This is a genomic window from Streptomyces sp. PA03-6a (genome assembly GCF_033792765.1).
Taxonomy (GTDB): Bacteria; Actinomycetota; Actinomycetes; order Streptomycetales; family Streptomycetaceae; genus Actinacidiphila.
This window is the reverse complement of record NZ_JARAVK010000094.1, coordinates 18,349-32,820: the sequence shown is the minus strand read 5'-3', so window position 1 is coordinate 32,820 and position 14,472 is coordinate 18,349. Positions and strand designations below refer to the sequence as shown.

The following is a 14,472-nucleotide window of genomic DNA, read 5'->3' as shown; positions in this document are numbered from 1 at the left end:
TGAGGCACCGCGAGAGCAGGGACCTCACGCGAGCCACTCCGGCACGGAGGAGCCGATCAGGATGCCGGCCAGGCCGACGAGACAGATGAACGGCGGCGCTGGGGGTCGTCGGTGCCGTGGAGGGGGCCGGTGTCGATGCGGACGTGGAGGGCGGACGGGTCGTCGCCGAAGCGGTGGCCGCCGGGGACGGGGCGGCCGAGGCGGGCGGACAGGGCGGTCTCCAGGGTGGGCGCGTCCGTGACGCCGGCGGCCGCCAGGGCGTGCCGCAGGGGGCCGAGGTCGGCGTAGAGGTGGAAGCCCGCTTCGGGCGGACGGCACAGGGCGCCCGCGCGGGTGACCGCCACGTACGAGGCGGCGCCGAGGGCGGCGTGCAGGCGGGTGGCGGCGGCGAGATGGGCCCGGACGTCGGCGCCCTCGGCGAGCGCGTGGGCGGCCGTGGCGGCCACCGGCTCCGCAAGCACCGCTCGCAGCCCGGCGCAGCGGTCCGCCACGGCGGCGCGCAGGCGCGCGCCCTCGGCGGTGGCCGGGAAGCGGGCGATCGCCACGGGCCAGGACGGCGGGGCCAGGGCGGCGCACAGGTCCACGACGACGATCGTCCGGCCGGGCAGCATCTCGGCGGGGGTGAGCAGCACGGTCTCGTGCGGATGGTGCACCGTGTCGGCGTACGTCTCGTCGGAGACCAGCAGGAGCCCGCACTGCTCGGCCGCCTCGCACACCTCGTGCAGCAGTTCGGGGGGCGTCACCGTCCCGCTGGGGTCGTCGGCGGCCGACATGAGCAGCACCCGCGGGTCGCTGCCCTCCGCGCGGGCCCGGCGTACCGCTTCCAGCAGGGCGAAGGGGTCGGGTGCGCCGCCGCCCACCGCGGGGGTCTGCACGGTCGTGGCGCGCCGGCCCAGGGTCCGCACCAGCGGCGCCTGCCAGGCGGCGGCGGGCCTGGCGAGCACGACGTCGCCGTCCACCGCGGCGAGCAGCGCCAGCAGCAGGGGCTCCGCGCCCGGCGCGGCGACGGTGTCGGCCGCGGTCGTGGCGAGCCCACGGCGCTCCCAGTGCCCCGCGGCGGCCGCGCGCACCGCCTCACCGCCCCCGGACGGCTCCGGCACGGCACCGCCCGGCATGCCCGCGGACAGCCGCTCCGCCCAGTACCGCGGCACCGGCAACCCCGGGTCGGGGCGCAGACCGGCCCGCGCGAGGCGCCCGGCAGGGGCCGGCGGTGAGGTCCGCTGCATCCGTACCTCCGGTGGGATCGGGTGACCGGCGGGATCCGGCGACCGGGCCCACGGCCCGGCCCCCGCCGCCACCCTCGCACGCGCTCCGCGCTCCCGCCGCCGGGGCGCGCGAATCCCGCTGCGTGCCACCGGGAATCCAGGGCAACCGGAACCCAGGAGGTGTTCCCATGGTCCCGCTGCTCGTCGTCCTGCTGCTGGCCCTCGTCCTGTTCAGCGCGGCTTTCGCGGTCGACGTCCTGTGGTGGGCCGCCCTGGTCGTCCTGGTGCTGTGGCTGCTCGGATTCGTGGCACGGAGCGGTTCCGGCGGCTCGCGCCGGCACCGGTGGTAGTGGACGCGACCGCGAGCGGCAGGAGAGGCGTGCGGCGGCCGTCGGGGGGCCGCGCGCCCCGGATCCGCGAGGGCTCCTCCCCCGGTCCGCTATTGCTGCGCCTGGACCGGCATGCGCAGGCTCCGGGCCCTCGCCCCGGCCCGCGTACGGCCGGCGGAGACCATCCGCTGGGGATGACGGCGCAGGTACTCGCCCTCCAGGGCCGCCATCCGCGAGTTGTGGGCGTCGAGGGCCGCCCCGGAGCCGTACAGCAGCGTCTCGTGGCGGGTCCGGTGGACCGACTCCAGTTCCTGCACCAGTTGTCGTTCGTCCAGGTCTGCGGGGTCGACCCCGCCGGGGTAGCGGCTCATGGGTCGCGCACCTTCCTTTCGCCTCCTGTCACCTCGCCCGTTTGGTACCCCCGGTGCGGGGATTCATCCGCTTCTGTGGGCATTCAACAGGCATCGGATCCCTGGTCCGGGTAGACGATGGAGAGACCTGACCCCTGAGGAAAGGAGCCACCGTGCAACGAGGAAGCGACCGTCTGAGCGTCCACCGTGACGACGAGATGAAGCACGAGCTGCGCGAGCTGCTGCGCTCCGGGCACTCCACCCGCGTCGAGGAGTGGCACGACCCCGAACCCGCCGCCGACGACGACCCCGAGGTCGGCACCGGGCCGGCCTGGGCGGGTGCCCCCGAGGGCACGGCGGTGCGGTTCGAGCTCGGCCGGCATCTGACCCGGGAGCCGTTCCCCGCCCGGCGCGGCGACCTGCTGCGGGCCCTGCGCGACCGGCACGCGCCGGACCCCCTGACCGACCTGGTGGACGGACTCCCCGGCGACAACCGGCGGTACGCCAACGTCCAGGAAGTCGTACGGACGCTGGGCATGCGCCCGGAGGCCTGACGGGCCGCACGACCGCGACGCGGGCCGCGGGGCCGGTCCACCGGCCCCGCGCGCCCCGCGCCCACCGACCGCACCGCCCGGGAATCGATCGATCGTGGAGGTAGCCGTTGTGCGCCGGATCCTGAGCGCATGGGACAAGGAGCTGTTCCTGAACGTGGCGACCCGTTCGTGGCCCGCCGCCGAGCCGGTGCTGCCGCGGCTCAGCAGGGCCGCCAACCACGGGCTGCTGTGGTTCGGGGTCGCGGCCGGCATCGCGGCCGTCGGCGGCCGCACCGGCCGGCGCGCCGCCCTCCGCGGCGCCGCCTCGCTGGCGGTGGCGTCGGCGGTGGTCAACACCGTCGGCAAGGGCGCGGTGCGCCGCAACCGCCCGGTCCTCGACGCCGTGCCGGTGATCCGCCGGCTGTCGCGGCAGCCCGGCACCACGTCCTTCCCGTCCGGCCACGCCGCGTCGGCCGCCGCGTTCGCCGCGGGCGTCGCCCTGGAATCGCCCCGCTGGGGCGCCGTGGTGCTGCCGGTCGCCTGGTCGGTGGCGTTCTCCCGGATCTACACCGGCGTGCACTACCCCAGCGACGTCGCCGCCGGGATGGCCCTCGGCGCGGGCGCGGCCCTGGCCGTACGCGGCCTGGTCCCCACCGGGCGGCAGCTGGCGGTGCCCCCCACCCCCCGGGCCGAGCGGCTGCGTGGCGCGCTGCCCGAGGCCGTGGTCGAGGAGTGCTCCGAGGACGACGACCTCGCCGAGATGCTGGAGAAGGCCGCCCAGCAGGCCGCGGAGGCCGGCGGCGCGCTCGGCATCCACGGCGGGGACGGCAGCGTCAGCCTCGCCGCGTCGGTCGCGCTGCGGCACGGTGTGCCGTTGCTCGTCTCCCCCGGCGGCACGTACAACCACTTCGCGCTGGACCTGTCGATCGAGAGCATCGAGGACGCCGCACGGGCGGCCCGGGAGGGCACCGCGATCGCCGTCGACGTCGCGCGGGTCTCCCCGACCGGCGACGCCGCGGGCGGGGAGGACGGGTCCGCGCGGTCCACGGTCTTCCTCAACACCTTCAGCATCGGCGTCTACCCCGACCTGGTCCGCTACCGCGAACGCTGGTCGCGGCGCGTGGGCAGCTGGCCCGCGGGGGTGCTGGCCGCGGTGCACGTGCTGCGCACCTCCGCCCCGATCGACCTGGAGATCAACGGACGGCGGCACTCGGTGTGGATGCTCTTCGCCGGCAACGGCGCCTACCGCAGCATCGGCCCGGCGCCGCTGCGCCGCCGTGCCCTGTCCGACGGACAGCTCGACGTCCGCATCGTCCCCGGCAGCCCCTACGCCCGCACCCGTCTGCTCGCGGCCGCCCTCACCGGCTCCACCACGGCCCTGCTGCGGCGGCTGCGGATCGGCGGCGTGGACCCCGGCGTCCGCCTGGCCTTCGACGGCGAGGTGGCGCCCGCACCGCGCGACCTGGTCATCGACAAGGCCAACGAGGCCCTGACCGTCTACCGGCCGCTCTGACCCGGGCAGCACGACGCGGGCCGCGCTCCCCGGGGGCGCGGCCCGCGTGGCACGCGCGGGTGGCCGGACGGCCGTCGGTCAGCCCGACAGGCCCGCCAGCGCACGGACGCCCTCGCCCTTGATGGTGAGCGTGTCCGGCGACCCCGCGTCTATCGCGAGTGTGAGCTCGTCCGACGGCCAGCCGCTGCTCAGCGCCGCGAGGGGCAGGATGCGGTACCCCCGCGCGTGCGGCAGGGCGTGCGCCAGGCGCACCTCCGAGGTGAAGACCGGGACCAGCTTCGTCCCGTCCTCCTGCTCGAAGACCGGCAGGCTGATCGTCTCCTGCTCCGCCCCGTCCCCCGCGGACTCCTCCGGCGCCCCCGGCACCGGCAGCAGGATGTCGCTGGCGGCCAGGGTGCTGAGCGCGGCCGCGTTGTCACCGCCGGTGGCGATCTCGTGCAGGGCACGCTGTGCCGGGGGCTGCGCACCGTTAGGAGTGGTGAAATCGGTCATGGCCGTTCCCTTTCCGTTGCTTGCGTACGGGGTGGCTCGGGGGCTGCGCGTACCCAGCGGGGGAACGGTCATGCGTGCTCCGCGGGTGTCACTCGTACTCGGTGCCGCCCTTGCGGGTGAGGTAGGCGTCGCTGACCGCCTTGAGGACGGCGCGTCCGCCGAGCTCGGGGCTGTGCCGGTCGGGGGCCGCCCGGACCACGACGCCCTCGCGCAGGTGCAGGGCGCGGCCGGAGACGGTCTCGGCGCCCCGCGCGAGCTCCAGGACGACGTCGAGGTCGTACGGGCCCCGGTAGAGCGTGGGCACCAGCGGCACGCTCCCGGCCGGGAGTACCTCGGCGGGGTCGAACCAGCGGACCGCCCCGTCGATCTCGGCGGCGACGTCGAAGGCCGCGTAGCCGGGCGTGTCGCGGCCCGCGTCGGCGCCGTAGCCGAGGTCCTGGACACCGGCGCCGTAGACCTCGCCGAAGATCGCCACGCGGGTGGCGCCGAGCCGGCCGGCGAGGGCCGCGGCGACCTCGGGCAGGCCGTGTCCGCGGACGGCGCGCCAGTAGAGGTTGCCGTCGGCCTCCTTCAGGGCGAGGCGCTGGGCGCCCAGCCCCTTGGAGGTGACCAGCACGCGTCCCGGGTCGGCGAGGTAGGTCAGGCAGCAGGCCGTTCCGTGGAGCTTCTCGGTGATCGCGACCGGCTCGCCCGCGCCGAACACCCCGGGGTGGCGCTTGACGTTCTCGATGTCGATCCACGGCAGCAGGTCCGGCGCGGACTCCACGTCGCCGCTCATCGACACCGGGACCGGCGGCACCCACTTGGTGATGCCGAGCAGCTCCGCGAAGTCGGTGGCGTCGCCGGCGGCCCGCGCCAGGTCCGTGCCCTCGAGCGCGGCCGGGCGGCAGACGATGCCCTGGGACAGCTCGCCGCGCAGCCGCACCGCCTTGACGCGGTCGGCCGCGGGGCCGGCGAGCCGTCCGGTCAGGCCGAGCTCGTCGATGAGCGCGGAAGGCAGCACGGACTGCTCGGGGATGTACAGCGCGAAGTCGCCGGTCCGGTAGGCGCCCTTGGCCACGACCGCCCGGTAGAGGCCGACCTGGGCGAGTTCCAGGGCGTCCGCGTTCGGGTGGTCGTGGACGGTGAGCCGTTCGGCCGTGACGCGCAGCGTCGACATCGGGTTCCCCCTCGTGGTGGTGCGTGGATCGCACCACTGTGCGGGGTGCCGCGCGTCGCGGGCGAACGGTTTTTCAGGGTGCCGGTGCCATGCGGAAGTCGTACGCCCGGGGCAGCGGTTCGTCGGTGAGGGCCTGCCAGGTGGTGTGCAGCGACTCCTCCCCCTCCCTGAGGTCGTCGACGGTGAAGCCCTCGTCGAAGACGGCCCGCGCGGCCGCGATGTCGCCCGCGGCGAGCAGGACTTGGGCGTGCAGCAGCCGGAAACGGCCCCGGGCGCGGAGGGCGCCGGGCAGGGCTTCCAGCACGGCGGCGGCGTCGCCGGGGCGGCGGGCGGCCAGGAGGGCCGGTACCGCCTCGCGGGCCAGGGCGCCCGCGGCGGCGGCCCAGGCGTCACCCCCGGGGACGGCCCGGAAGGCGTCGAGGTGGCGCTGGGCGGCGCGCTCCGGATTGCCGTCGGTCTGGTCGGCGACGGCCAGGCAGTGCAGCGGCAGGCACGAACCCGACCCCGCGGCGGCCCGCTCCCAGCTGAGCACGGCCTGGGCGCGGTCACCGGCGTGCCACTGGGCGAGGCCCAAGTGGTAGTCCAGGGCCCAGCCGTTGCCCTCGTAGGTGGCCGCGGTCTCCAGCAGTTCCCGCCACTCCGGGGAGACGAGCGCGGGGCCGGGGACCAAGTCCTCGCCGAGCCGTGGGAAGACCCCGGCGAGCAGGAGTTCCAGCCAGGGCTTCTGCCGCGCGTCCATGGTGTCGGCGGCGAAGGGCGTGCCGGGCAGGTCGAAGCGGCCGCGGGTGACCTCCAGCGCACCCCAGCCGGAGCCGGTGGCGAGGACGTCCTTGGGCTCGGTGTCCGCGGCGGGCAGCCACGCCTCGTGGGCGGCGCGCAGGTGTTCGCGCGGCAGGACCGCCTCCAGCCGTTCCGCCACGGCGCGGGAGCCGGCGCCGGGAGCGGTCTCCAGCGGGCCGTAGGCCTCCAGCCAGCTCACGGCGGCACCCGGGGCCAGGGGGAGGTGTTCCAGCTGGGTGGGGGCGAGTCCGGCCTGGATCTCCAGGTAGCCCGGGGCGTCGCCCTCGTCCCCGGCGAGCCAGCGTTGCCAGCGGCGTCCGCCGGGGCCCCGGCCCCAGACGAAGAGCTTGCGGCCGCCGAGGGCGTCGGTGGAGGTCTGCACGAGGCCGCGGCCGTCGGTGTCGAGGGCGGCGATCCAGGGGCGGGTGCCGTCGGGCAGGTCGTAGAACCAGTCCGCGGGGTGCTCGGAGGCGGTGTGCGCCTCGGGGGCGGGCACCCGCTGGAGGGTGCGGGAGGCGCCGAAGTGCCAGGCGTGGGTGGCGGGTGCGACGACGCGGGTGCCAGGTGTCTGGGGTACGGCGGTGTTGGACCACCAGTAGAGGGGAACGGTCCGGTGGTGAGGATTGCGGACGCGTACCCCCGCGTAGAGGAAGTCGGAGCCCTCGGGGAGCCACAGGTCGATCTGGAACGGCAGGTCGCGCAGCCGCTCCCACTCCCAGAGGCGGAGCATCTCGCCGCCGTCGGGGGCGGGGACGCGGGCGGCGTGGAGCGGGGCACAGCTGAGCGTGGTGTGCCCGGTGGCGCCGGGGTTCCATTCGACGCCGCCGGAGAACCAGGCGCCGGCGAGGCCAAAGTCGGCGTACTGCAGGACGGGGTCGGCGTGCAGCAGTTCACGGCCCGTGGGCTTGTGGTGCAGCGCGTACAGGCGGCCGCCGAGACCGGGCAGGACGGTGGCGCGCAGCCGGTCGTTCTCCAGGACGACCGCGTCGAGCGCGGTGGGCACGCGTTCGCGGGTGTAGCCGTCGAGACGCGGTACGGGGAGCAGGGTGCGCAGTTGCCCGTAGGCGATGCGCCGGGCCATGCCGGGCGGGAGCGCGGCGCTCTCGGCGGGGTCGAGGACGTGCGGGTCCCCGGACGCGCGGAGCGCGGGCAGGGGGTTCTCCGGGCCGAGCGGGCTGGCCGGGAGGGTGAGGGTGGTGCGTCGCACGGTGGTGGCCAAGAGGTCCCTCTCTCTGTCACCGGTGGTCGGGTGAGGACATGGAACCCCCTTTCGGCCTGCGCCGTCAGGGGTTTGGACCTCACGGAACGGGTCGCGTGCGGACTTCAATATATGGTGAACGTCATTTTGGCCTTCTTTTGCCGTAGGACAGGTCCGGGAGGGTTTGCCGATCATGCTGTCCACGCTGTGGAGCCCGCCGAACGGCACGCCCTCGCGTGCGCCCCGCGTTCCGCGTCCCGCCCCGGTCGAACGCGCGCACAGTCCGCGGCTGGCGGCGCTCGCCGCCCGCCCCGAGCGCGAGGCCGAGTTCTGGCGGGCCGTGGAGGCCGAGGGGACACCGCTGGTGGAGCGCCTGGACGGCGACCCCGGGCACGCCGCGGTCACCTTCCTGTGGCGCGGCACGGCCGCGACGCGCGCCGTACTGGCCCTGCCCAACCAGGTGCTCGACCCTGACGACCTGGCCGGCAACCTGATGTCGCGCGTGCCGGGCACGGACGTGTGGCACTGGACGATAAGGATGCGGGCCGACTGGCGCGCCACGTACGCGCTCTGCGTGGACGAGGGCGACGGCGCGGGTGTGGCCCCGTCGGGGCCCAAGGGCCAGGCGTACCTGCGCGGGCTGCGGCGGAGCCCGCGGCGCGACCCGCTCAACCGGGCGGACTTCCCCACCCGCTGGGGCACCGAGCCGCTGTCGGTGGTCGCCCTCCCCGCGGCACCGGCACCGCTCGGCGTGGGGCGGAACCGGCCCGGGACGCCGGTGGGCGAGGTCTCCGTCCACACCATGCGCAGCGCGCACCTGCGCAACTGGCGCCGTGTGTGGGCCTACGCCCCGTCCGGCTACGAGGACCTCGCCGGGCTGCCGGTGGTGGTGCTGCTCGACGGGGACGTGTGGCAGCAGCACCTCGACGTCTCGGCGCTGCTCGACGGGCTCGTGGCGGCCGGCGCGCTGCCCCCGCTCGTCGCGCTGATGCCGGACGCGCTGGACAGCGACACCCGGCGCCGCGAACTCACCTGCGACGACCGCTTCGTGGCCTTCCTGACGCGTGAACTGCTGCCCTGGGCCGCGCGTCGGTGGCCGGTCAGCGGCGACCCGGCGCGCACGGTCGTGGCCGGCCAGGGCCTCGGCGGGCTGGCCGCCGCGTACGCGGCGTTGCGCCGGCCCGAGCGGTTCGGGAACGTGCTCGCCCAGTCCGGCGCCTTCTGGTGGCCGGCCGGGCGCCGCGCGGGAGCCCTGCCCGAGGAGTGGCTGACCGGGCGCGTGGCGTCGCTGGCGCGAAGACCGGTGCGGTTCCACCTGTCGGCGGGCCTGCAGGAATGGGGCCTGACGGCCGTGGTCCGGCGGCTGCGGGACACCCTGCTGGCCCAGGGCTACGAGGTGGCACACCACGAGTACAACGGCGGCCACGACTACCTGTGCTGGCGCGAGGAACTCGCCCACGGCCTGGCCTCCTTGCTGCGCGGCCCCTTCCCTGGCACCCTCCCCGGCCCCCGCGTATCGGCCCCGGCCGACACGGAGCCGGTCTGACGCGACGGCGCGGCACGCTCGTGGCGGGGGGCGGTGACGACCCGGGCGCGGCTCGGGCCCGGGAAGTGCCCCATGTCCAGGCCCCGTTGCCGCGCGGCCCCTCCCCCGCACCCGCGTATCCGCCCGGGCCGTCACGGAGCCGGTCTCACGCGGCGGCGCGGCACGGCCGCGCCGGCGGCGGTGACGACCCGGGCGCGGCCCGGCCGCTGCGGGACGCGTACCGGGCCGGGACGGCAAGGGAAGTGCCACATGGCCACGCCTCGTTGCCGCGCGGCCCCTCCCCCGCAACCGCATATCCGCCCAAGCCGACACGGAGCCGGTCTCACGCGGCGGCGCGGCACGCTCGTGCCGGCGGCGGTGACGATCCGGGCACGGCCCGGCCACTGCGGGACACGTACAGCGGGGCGCGCCCCTGGCCCCATCCGTCGACCGCGGCTGCGCGCCGCCGGGTGCACGTGAGGGCGGCGCGGGCGCGGGGTCCGCCATGACCACGGCGTGAGCCGGACCTCCCACCCGGCGCGGCGGATGCCTGCGCACAGCCGAACCGGCACGACGCCCCGTCCGTTCGCGGCGTCACCGGAGCCGTCGACCACCCAAACCCCTTCGCCACCGCGACACGGTGCACAAGGCCGTCCGCCCCGCGGCCGGGGCATCCCTACCCGAACCGGCGGGCGTCGGCGCGCACATGCGTCAACCCGCCGAGCGGGCGGGCGCGTCGCGTGGCCCGGTCGACGACGACCGCCGCGGCACCCCCTGACCACGCGGTATGCGCGGCCGCCCGCGCGCCGGGCCGCCGCGAACCGCCCTGGGCACCCCGGAAGGACGGCCAACGGAGTGGCCGCGCTCGAAATGCGCTTGCCGGGCGGGGGCGGGGCGTCCAGACTGCCCGGGTGCTGATTCGACGTGAGACCCCCGACGACGTCCCGGCCGTGCAGGCACTCACCGCGGAGGCGTTCGCCTCGGCGGAGCATCCCGTCCCCGTCGAGGTCACGCTGCTGGCCGAGTTGCGGAAGTGCGACGCCTGGCTGCCGGAGCTGTCCCTGGTCGCCGTGGACGCCGACGGCGAGAGCGTCGTCGGCCATGTCGTCTGCACGCGGGCGCACGCCGGCCGCACGCCCGTGCTCGGTCTGGGCCCGTTGAGCGTCGCGCCGGAGTACCAGCGCAAGGGCGTCGGCCTGGCGCTGGTGCACACCGTGCTGGGCGCGGCGGACGCCCTCGGGGAACCGCTCGTGGCCCTGCTGGGCAGCCCGGACTACTACGGCCGGTACGGCTTCCGGGCGAGCACGGACTACCGGATCACGCCGCCCGAACCGGCCTGGGGGCCGTACTTCCAGGTGCGCCCGCTGTCCGCCTACACCCCTTCGGTCAGCGGGGAGTTCCGCTACGCGGAGCCCTTCGACCGGGTCTGAGAGAACCGCGGCAGCCACGCGGGCACGGCCCGCCGGTACGCCTCGTACGCCTCGCCGTGGGCCGCGCGCAGCGTCGGCTCCTCGTACCAGCGGACGAACGCGGCGACCGTCAGCCACACGGCGGCGGCGTAGAGGAACAGGACGGGCCTCAGGAGCAGTAGTCCCTGCCCGGCGACGAGCGCCACGACGGCGAGGTACATGGGGTTGCGGACCCGGGCGTACGCGCCGCCGGTGACGAGGCGTTCGGTGGGGGCCACGGGCGCGGGCGTGCCGAGCCCCTCGCGGACGAAGCGGGCGAAGCCGTGCAGGAGGACCACCGCGCCGGCGAGGGCGAGCAGGCCGCCGGCGGCCCGTACCGGCCAGGGGCCGTCGCCGGACGCGTACCCGGTCAGCCACCAGGGGACGAGCCCCGCCACGACGCCGGGCGCGGCGAGGAGGAAGACCGCGCTGCCGAGCGCGGCCGTGGACCGTCTCATGTCTTCATGGTGCCCGCGGGCGGCCGACCCGGACCCGTCTTGGCGGCACGGATGTGCCCGTAGACGTGGGCGCGCAGTTCGGCGAAGCGGGGGTCGGAGCGGGTGATGATCTGGTCGCGGTCGTGGGGGAGGTCGACGTGCAGGTCCTCCTGGACGACGGTGGGCGCGGCGGAGAGGACGACGACACGGCGGGCGAGGTAGACGGCCTCGTCGATGTCGTGGGTGACGAGCATCGTGGTGATGCCGAGGCGGTGCCAGAGCCCGAGGAGGAGGTCCTCGAGGTCGGCGCGGGTCTGGGCGTCCACGGCGGCGAAGGGCTCGTCCATGAGCAGGACCTGGGGCTCGTAGGCGACGGCGCGGGCGATGGCGACGCGTTGCTGCATGCCTCCGGACAACTGCCAGGGGTGGGCGGCGCCCGCGTCGGCCAGGCCGACGGCGGCGAGCGCCTGCTGGACGAGGGCGGTGCGGCGCGGGCGGGGCACGCGCTTCTCGCGGAGCGGGAGTTCGACGTTCTGACAGACGGTCAGCCAGGGGAAGAGGCTGCGGCCGTACTCCTGGAAGACCACCGCCATGCCGGGCGGCGGCCCGTCGACGACGCGCCCGGCGAGCCGGACCTGGCCCGCGGTGGGCGTCAGGAGTCCGGCGACGCATTTGAGCAGGGTGGTCTTGCCGCAGCCGGACGGGCCCACGACGCAGACGAGTTCGCCGCGCTCGACGGTGAGGTCGATGCCGCGCAGCGCCTCGACGACGCGGCCGCGGCCCTCGTACACCTTGCGCAGTCCGGTGATCTCAAGCATGTGTCTCCCGTTGGTGCCAGTGCAGGACCCGGCGCTCGAGGGCGCGGAAGGCGAGCGAGAGCAGGAAGCCGACCAGGCCGAGCAGCACGATGCCGCTCCACATCTCGGGGATCTGGAACTGCCGCTGGAACAGCACGACCGAGTGGCCGATGCCCGAGGTGCTGGCGAACATCTCCGCGATGACCATGAGGATGATGGCCAGCGACAGCGCCTGCCGCAGTCCCGCCATGATTTGCGGGCTCGCGGCGGGCAGGACGAGGCGCCGCAGCCGGGCGGGGCCGCGCAGACCGTAGACGCGGGCGGTGTCGGCGAGCACCTCGTCCACGGCGCGGACGCCCTCGATGGTGTTGAGCAGGACGGGCCAGATCGCGCCGGAGACGATGACGAGGACCTTCATGGTGGTGTCGAGCCCGGCGACGAGCATGATCAGGGGCACGAGCACAGGTGGCGGGATCGCCCGGAAGAACTCCAGCGCGGGTTCGGTGGCGGCGCGCAGCCGGGCCGAGAGGCCGACGGCGGTGCCGAGGGCGACGCCGAGCAGCGCGGCGAGCGCGTACCCGGCGAGGAGCCGGGCAAGGCTGGGCAGGACGTCGTCGGTCAGGCGCGCGGTGAGCCACACGTCGCCGAAGACGGCGGCGATGCGCTGCGGCGAGGGCACGTAGAAGCTGGGCCGCCACACGCTCCACGCCCACCAGCCGAGGACGAGGAGGGCGGGCAGTCCCAGCACCCGCAGGGCCCCGAGCAGGAGGCGTGCGAGGCGGCTCATGCGGCGGCCTCCCCGCGCACGGAGGGGTGCCAGGCCAGCAGCCACCGCTCCAGGCGGCGTACGGCGAGGTTGACGACGACACCGATGATCCCGGCAAGGGTGATCAGGGCGTACACGGTGGCGACGGCGCCGCCGGACTGGGCGAGCTGGATGCGCAGTCCGAGCCCGGGGCTGCCGATGACCAGTTCGGCGGTGACGGCGAGAATGAAGGCGACCGAGGCGGCGAGCCGCAACCCGGTCATGACGTACGGGAGCGCGGTGGGCCAGACGAGGCGGCGCAGCGTCGTCCAGTGGCCGAGGCGGTAGGAGCGGGCGGTCTCGCGGGCGACCGGGTCGACGTCGGCGACGCCGTACAGCACTTGGATGAGCACCTGCCAGAAGGCGGCGTACACGACCAGCAGGAGACTGGAGCCGAGGTCGGCGCCGAAGAGCAGGGTGGCGAGCGGGATGAGCGCCACGGAGGGGATGGGGCGGAGGAACTCGACGGTGGAGGCGGTGGCGGCGCGGGCGCCCGGGACGGCGTCGATGAGGGTGCCGAGCGCGACGGCGAGGACGAACGCGATGGCCAGACCCAGGGCCCAGGCGCTCATGGTGTCGCCGAGCGCCGACCAGAGTTGGCGGGTGGTCAGTTCGTGGCCGAGGGTGCGCAGGATCTCGCTCGCCGGGGGCAGGAAGTCCCGGGAGACCAAGCCGAGCCGCGGTACGGCCTCGGCGGTGCCGAACAGCACCGCGAGGCCGGCCGCTCCGTACGCGGCGTCGCGTCCCCTCATGGCAGGAGGGCCGCCAGGTCGGCGTCCTTGGTGAGCGTGCCGTCCTGGCGGGCGTCGTCGGCGACGGTCTGCACGGACTCCCGGTTGATCTCCGTCGGCCACTGGGGGAGCTTGATCTTCGCGATCGCCTCGGCGGGGATCGAGGTGTACGACTTGAGGATCTCGCGCACGGCGTCGGGGTGGGCGTCGGCGTAGGCGAGGGCCTCGTTCATGGCGGCGGTGAAGTCCTTCGCCAGCTCCGGGTCCTTCTGGAGCGTCTGCTGGGTGGTGAAGTACATGGCCACGGTGAGGTCCGGCGCGGCGTCGGCGTAGGGCCAGGCGACGGCGCGGGCCCCCTGCCCGGTGGCCTGGGTGACGAAGGGCTCGACCTCCCAGACCGCGTCGACCCGGCCCTTGGACAGGGCGGCCGGCATGTCGGGGAAGGGGATCTCGACGAACTCCACCTTGGAGGCGTCACCGCCGTCCTTGCGCACGGCGGCGCGCACGGTCGTGTCGCCGATGTTCTTCAGCTGGTTGACGGCGACGGTCTTGCCCGCGAGGTCCTTGGCGGACTTGACCTGGCTGCCGGCCGGGACGAGGACGGCGCTGTAGTCGGTGTCCCGCTCGCCGGTGGAGGCGACGCCGTTGGCGACGACCTTGAGCGGCAGGCCCTGCTGCTGGGCCGTGAGCAGGGAGGTGGTGTTGGCGAAGCCGAAGGCGAACTGGCCGCCCATCACGCCGGTGATGCTGGCGGCGCCGCCCTGCACCGAGGTGATCTTCGCGTCGATGCCGTGCTTCTTGAAGAAGCCCTGGCTCTGGGCGAGGTACACCGGTGCGGTGTCGACGATGGCGATGGCGCCGACCGTGACGCTCCGTGCGCCTCCGCCGGAACCGGAGGGACCGCCCTTGCCGGCGGAGTCGCCGCAGGCGGTGAGTCCGGCGGCGAGGAGCGCTGCCGCCGACAGGAGCAGGGGAAAGGTGCGACGCATGGGCACTCCCTGATCTGATCAGTTCCGTTCGCACAGTGAACTGTCGTTCATTGGGTGGTGCGCCAAGTGACGGTAGGGGCGCCGCGCGGCCGCGTCAACGGATCGCACAACGGCTCCTCGATGACAGTCGTGTCGCGGACGGGAGAGCAGGGGCACAGGAGGCGCGAGAGGCGGAATTACA

15 protein-coding genes are annotated in these 14,472 nt (G+C 75.2%); 5 read left to right on the top strand and 10 right to left on the bottom strand.

Going from position 1 to position 14,472, the window contains the following annotated elements; translation table 11 throughout:
* Nucleotides 1–56: 56 nt before the first annotated feature.
* Nucleotides 57–1,226, bottom strand: a complete 1,170-nt coding sequence (locus PV350_RS22625) for an aminotransferase class I/II-fold pyridoxal phosphate-dependent enzyme (RefSeq protein ID WP_500335684.1) — start codon at nucleotides 1,224–1,226, stop codon at nucleotides 57–59.
* A 167-nt stretch (nucleotides 1,227–1,393) separates the two neighbouring features.
* Here PV350_RS22625 and PV350_RS22620 point away from each other — a divergent pair, with 167 nt between their 5' ends.
* Nucleotides 1,394–1,555, top strand: coding sequence for a hydrophobic protein (locus PV350_RS22620; protein ID WP_500335682.1), 162 nt, complete (start codon nucleotides 1,394–1,396; stop codon nucleotides 1,553–1,555).
* Between the two features lie 89 nt (nucleotides 1,556–1,644).
* Here PV350_RS22620 and PV350_RS22615 read toward each other — a convergent pair whose 3' ends face one another.
* A complete protein-coding gene (locus PV350_RS22615; RefSeq protein ID WP_499514845.1) occupies nucleotides 1,645–1,905 on the bottom strand; it encodes a DUF6158 family protein in 261 nt (86 codons plus the stop codon).
* 152 nt (nucleotides 1,906–2,057) lie between these two features.
* On the opposite strand from PV350_RS22615, the gene PV350_RS22610 reads away from it, so the two are divergent.
* Nucleotides 2,058–2,438 (top strand): DUF2795 domain-containing protein, encoded by a 381-nt coding sequence (locus PV350_RS22610; protein ID WP_499514844.1) that lies wholly within the window; start codon nucleotides 2,058–2,060, stop codon nucleotides 2,436–2,438.
* A 109-nt stretch (nucleotides 2,439–2,547) separates the two neighbouring features.
* Nucleotides 2,548–3,930 (top strand): bifunctional phosphatase PAP2/diacylglycerol kinase family protein, encoded by a 1,383-nt coding sequence (locus PV350_RS22605; RefSeq protein ID WP_500335686.1) that lies wholly within the window; start codon nucleotides 2,548–2,550, stop codon nucleotides 3,928–3,930.
* Nucleotides 3,931–4,008: 78 nt separating this feature from the next.
* On the opposite strand, the gene PV350_RS22600 is transcribed toward PV350_RS22605, so the two are convergent.
* The 3 genes from PV350_RS22600 to PV350_RS22590 all read right to left on the bottom strand — a co-directional run bounded on the left by PV350_RS22600 (nucleotide 4,009) and on the right by PV350_RS22590 (nucleotide 7,580).
* Complete coding sequence (locus PV350_RS22600) at nucleotides 4,009–4,422, bottom strand: SseB family protein (protein ID WP_500335679.1); 414 nt, start codon at nucleotides 4,420–4,422, stop codon at nucleotides 4,009–4,011.
* A gap of 88 nt (nucleotides 4,423–4,510) precedes the next feature.
* Nucleotides 4,511–5,581, bottom strand: coding sequence for an RNA ligase (ATP) (locus tag PV350_RS22595; protein ID WP_500335678.1), 1,071 nt, complete (start codon nucleotides 5,579–5,581; stop codon nucleotides 4,511–4,513).
* Nucleotides 5,582–5,654: 73 nt separating this feature from the next.
* On the bottom strand, nucleotides 5,655–7,580 hold the full coding sequence (locus PV350_RS22590) for a DUF5107 domain-containing protein (RefSeq protein ID WP_500335676.1): 1,926 nt from the start codon (nucleotides 7,578–7,580) through the stop codon (nucleotides 5,655–5,657).
* Between the two features lie 172 nt (nucleotides 7,581–7,752).
* On the opposite strand from PV350_RS22590, the gene fes reads away from it, so the two are divergent.
* Nucleotides 7,753–9,105 (top strand): enterochelin esterase, encoded by a 1,353-nt coding sequence (gene fes / locus PV350_RS22585; RefSeq protein WP_499514840.1) that lies wholly within the window; start codon nucleotides 7,753–7,755, stop codon nucleotides 9,103–9,105.
* An 890-nt stretch (nucleotides 9,106–9,995) separates the two neighbouring features.
* Complete coding sequence (locus tag PV350_RS22580; RefSeq protein ID WP_499514839.1) at nucleotides 9,996–10,514, top strand: GNAT family N-acetyltransferase; 519 nt, start codon at nucleotides 9,996–9,998, stop codon at nucleotides 10,512–10,514.
* Here the strand turns inward: PV350_RS22580 and PV350_RS22575 are convergent.
* The 5 genes from PV350_RS22575 to PV350_RS22555 are packed head-to-tail and all read right to left on the bottom strand — an operon-like array spanning nucleotide 10,487 to nucleotide 14,291.
* A complete protein-coding gene (locus PV350_RS22575; RefSeq protein WP_500335675.1) occupies nucleotides 10,487–10,990 on the bottom strand; it encodes a methyltransferase family protein in 504 nt (167 codons plus the stop codon). The two genes, PV350_RS22580 and PV350_RS22575, sit on opposite strands and share 28 nt — an antisense overlap.
* Nucleotides 10,987–11,787: an ABC transporter ATP-binding protein gene (locus PV350_RS22570; RefSeq protein ID WP_500335673.1), complete on the bottom strand. Its 801-nt coding sequence runs from the start codon at nucleotides 11,785–11,787 to the stop codon at nucleotides 10,987–10,989. The genes PV350_RS22575 and PV350_RS22570 overlap by 4 nt, the downstream gene beginning before the upstream one ends.
* On the bottom strand, nucleotides 11,780–12,553 hold the full coding sequence (locus PV350_RS22565) for an ABC transporter permease (protein ID WP_499514836.1): 774 nt from the start codon (nucleotides 12,551–12,553) through the stop codon (nucleotides 11,780–11,782). The genes PV350_RS22570 and PV350_RS22565 overlap by 8 nt, the downstream gene beginning before the upstream one ends.
* Nucleotides 12,550–13,323: an ABC transporter permease gene (locus PV350_RS22560; protein ID WP_500335671.1), complete on the bottom strand. Its 774-nt coding sequence runs from the start codon at nucleotides 13,321–13,323 to the stop codon at nucleotides 12,550–12,552. Before PV350_RS22560 ends, PV350_RS22565 begins: the two co-directional genes overlap by 4 nt.
* Nucleotides 13,320–14,291, bottom strand: a complete 972-nt coding sequence (locus tag PV350_RS22555) for an ABC transporter substrate-binding protein (RefSeq protein WP_500335669.1) — start codon at nucleotides 14,289–14,291, stop codon at nucleotides 13,320–13,322. Before PV350_RS22555 ends, PV350_RS22560 begins: the two co-directional genes overlap by 4 nt.
* Nucleotides 14,292–14,472 lie beyond the last annotated feature (181 nt).

Bases quoted from the DNA above. Each gene is read 5' to 3' on its own strand.
- PV350_RS22620 (WP_500335682.1), top strand. From the start codon at position 1,394: ATGGTCCCGCTGCTCGTCGTCCTGCTGCTGGCCCTCGTCCTGTTCAGC.
- PV350_RS22560 (WP_500335671.1), bottom strand. From the start codon at position 13,323: ATGAGGGGACGCGACGCCGCGTACGGAGCGGCCGGCCTCGCGGTGCTG.
- fes (WP_499514840.1), top strand. From the start codon at position 7,753: ATGCTGTCCACGCTGTGGAGCCCGCCGAACGGCACGCCCTCGCGTGCG.
- PV350_RS22615 (WP_499514845.1), bottom strand. From the start codon at position 1,905: ATGAGCCGCTACCCCGGCGGGGTCGACCCCGCAGACCTGGACGAACGA.
- PV350_RS22555 (WP_500335669.1), bottom strand. From the start codon at position 14,291: ATGCGTCGCACCTTTCCCCTGCTCCTGTCGGCGGCAGCGCTCCTCGCC.
- PV350_RS22600 (WP_500335679.1), bottom strand. From the start codon at position 4,422: ATGACCGATTTCACCACTCCTAACGGTGCGCAGCCCCCGGCACAGCGT.
- PV350_RS22625 (WP_500335684.1), bottom strand. From the start codon at position 1,226: ATGCAGCGGACCTCACCGCCGGCCCCTGCCGGGCGCCTCGCGCGGGCC.
- PV350_RS22595 (WP_500335678.1), bottom strand. From the start codon at position 5,581: ATGTCGACGCTGCGCGTCACGGCCGAACGGCTCACCGTCCACGACCAC.
- PV350_RS22575 (WP_500335675.1), bottom strand. From the start codon at position 10,990: ATGAGACGGTCCACGGCCGCGCTCGGCAGCGCGGTCTTCCTCCTCGCC.
- PV350_RS22565 (WP_499514836.1), bottom strand. From the start codon at position 12,553: ATGAGCCGCCTCGCACGCCTCCTGCTCGGGGCCCTGCGGGTGCTGGGA.
- PV350_RS22570 (WP_500335673.1), bottom strand. From the start codon at position 11,787: ATGCTTGAGATCACCGGACTGCGCAAGGTGTACGAGGGCCGCGGCCGC.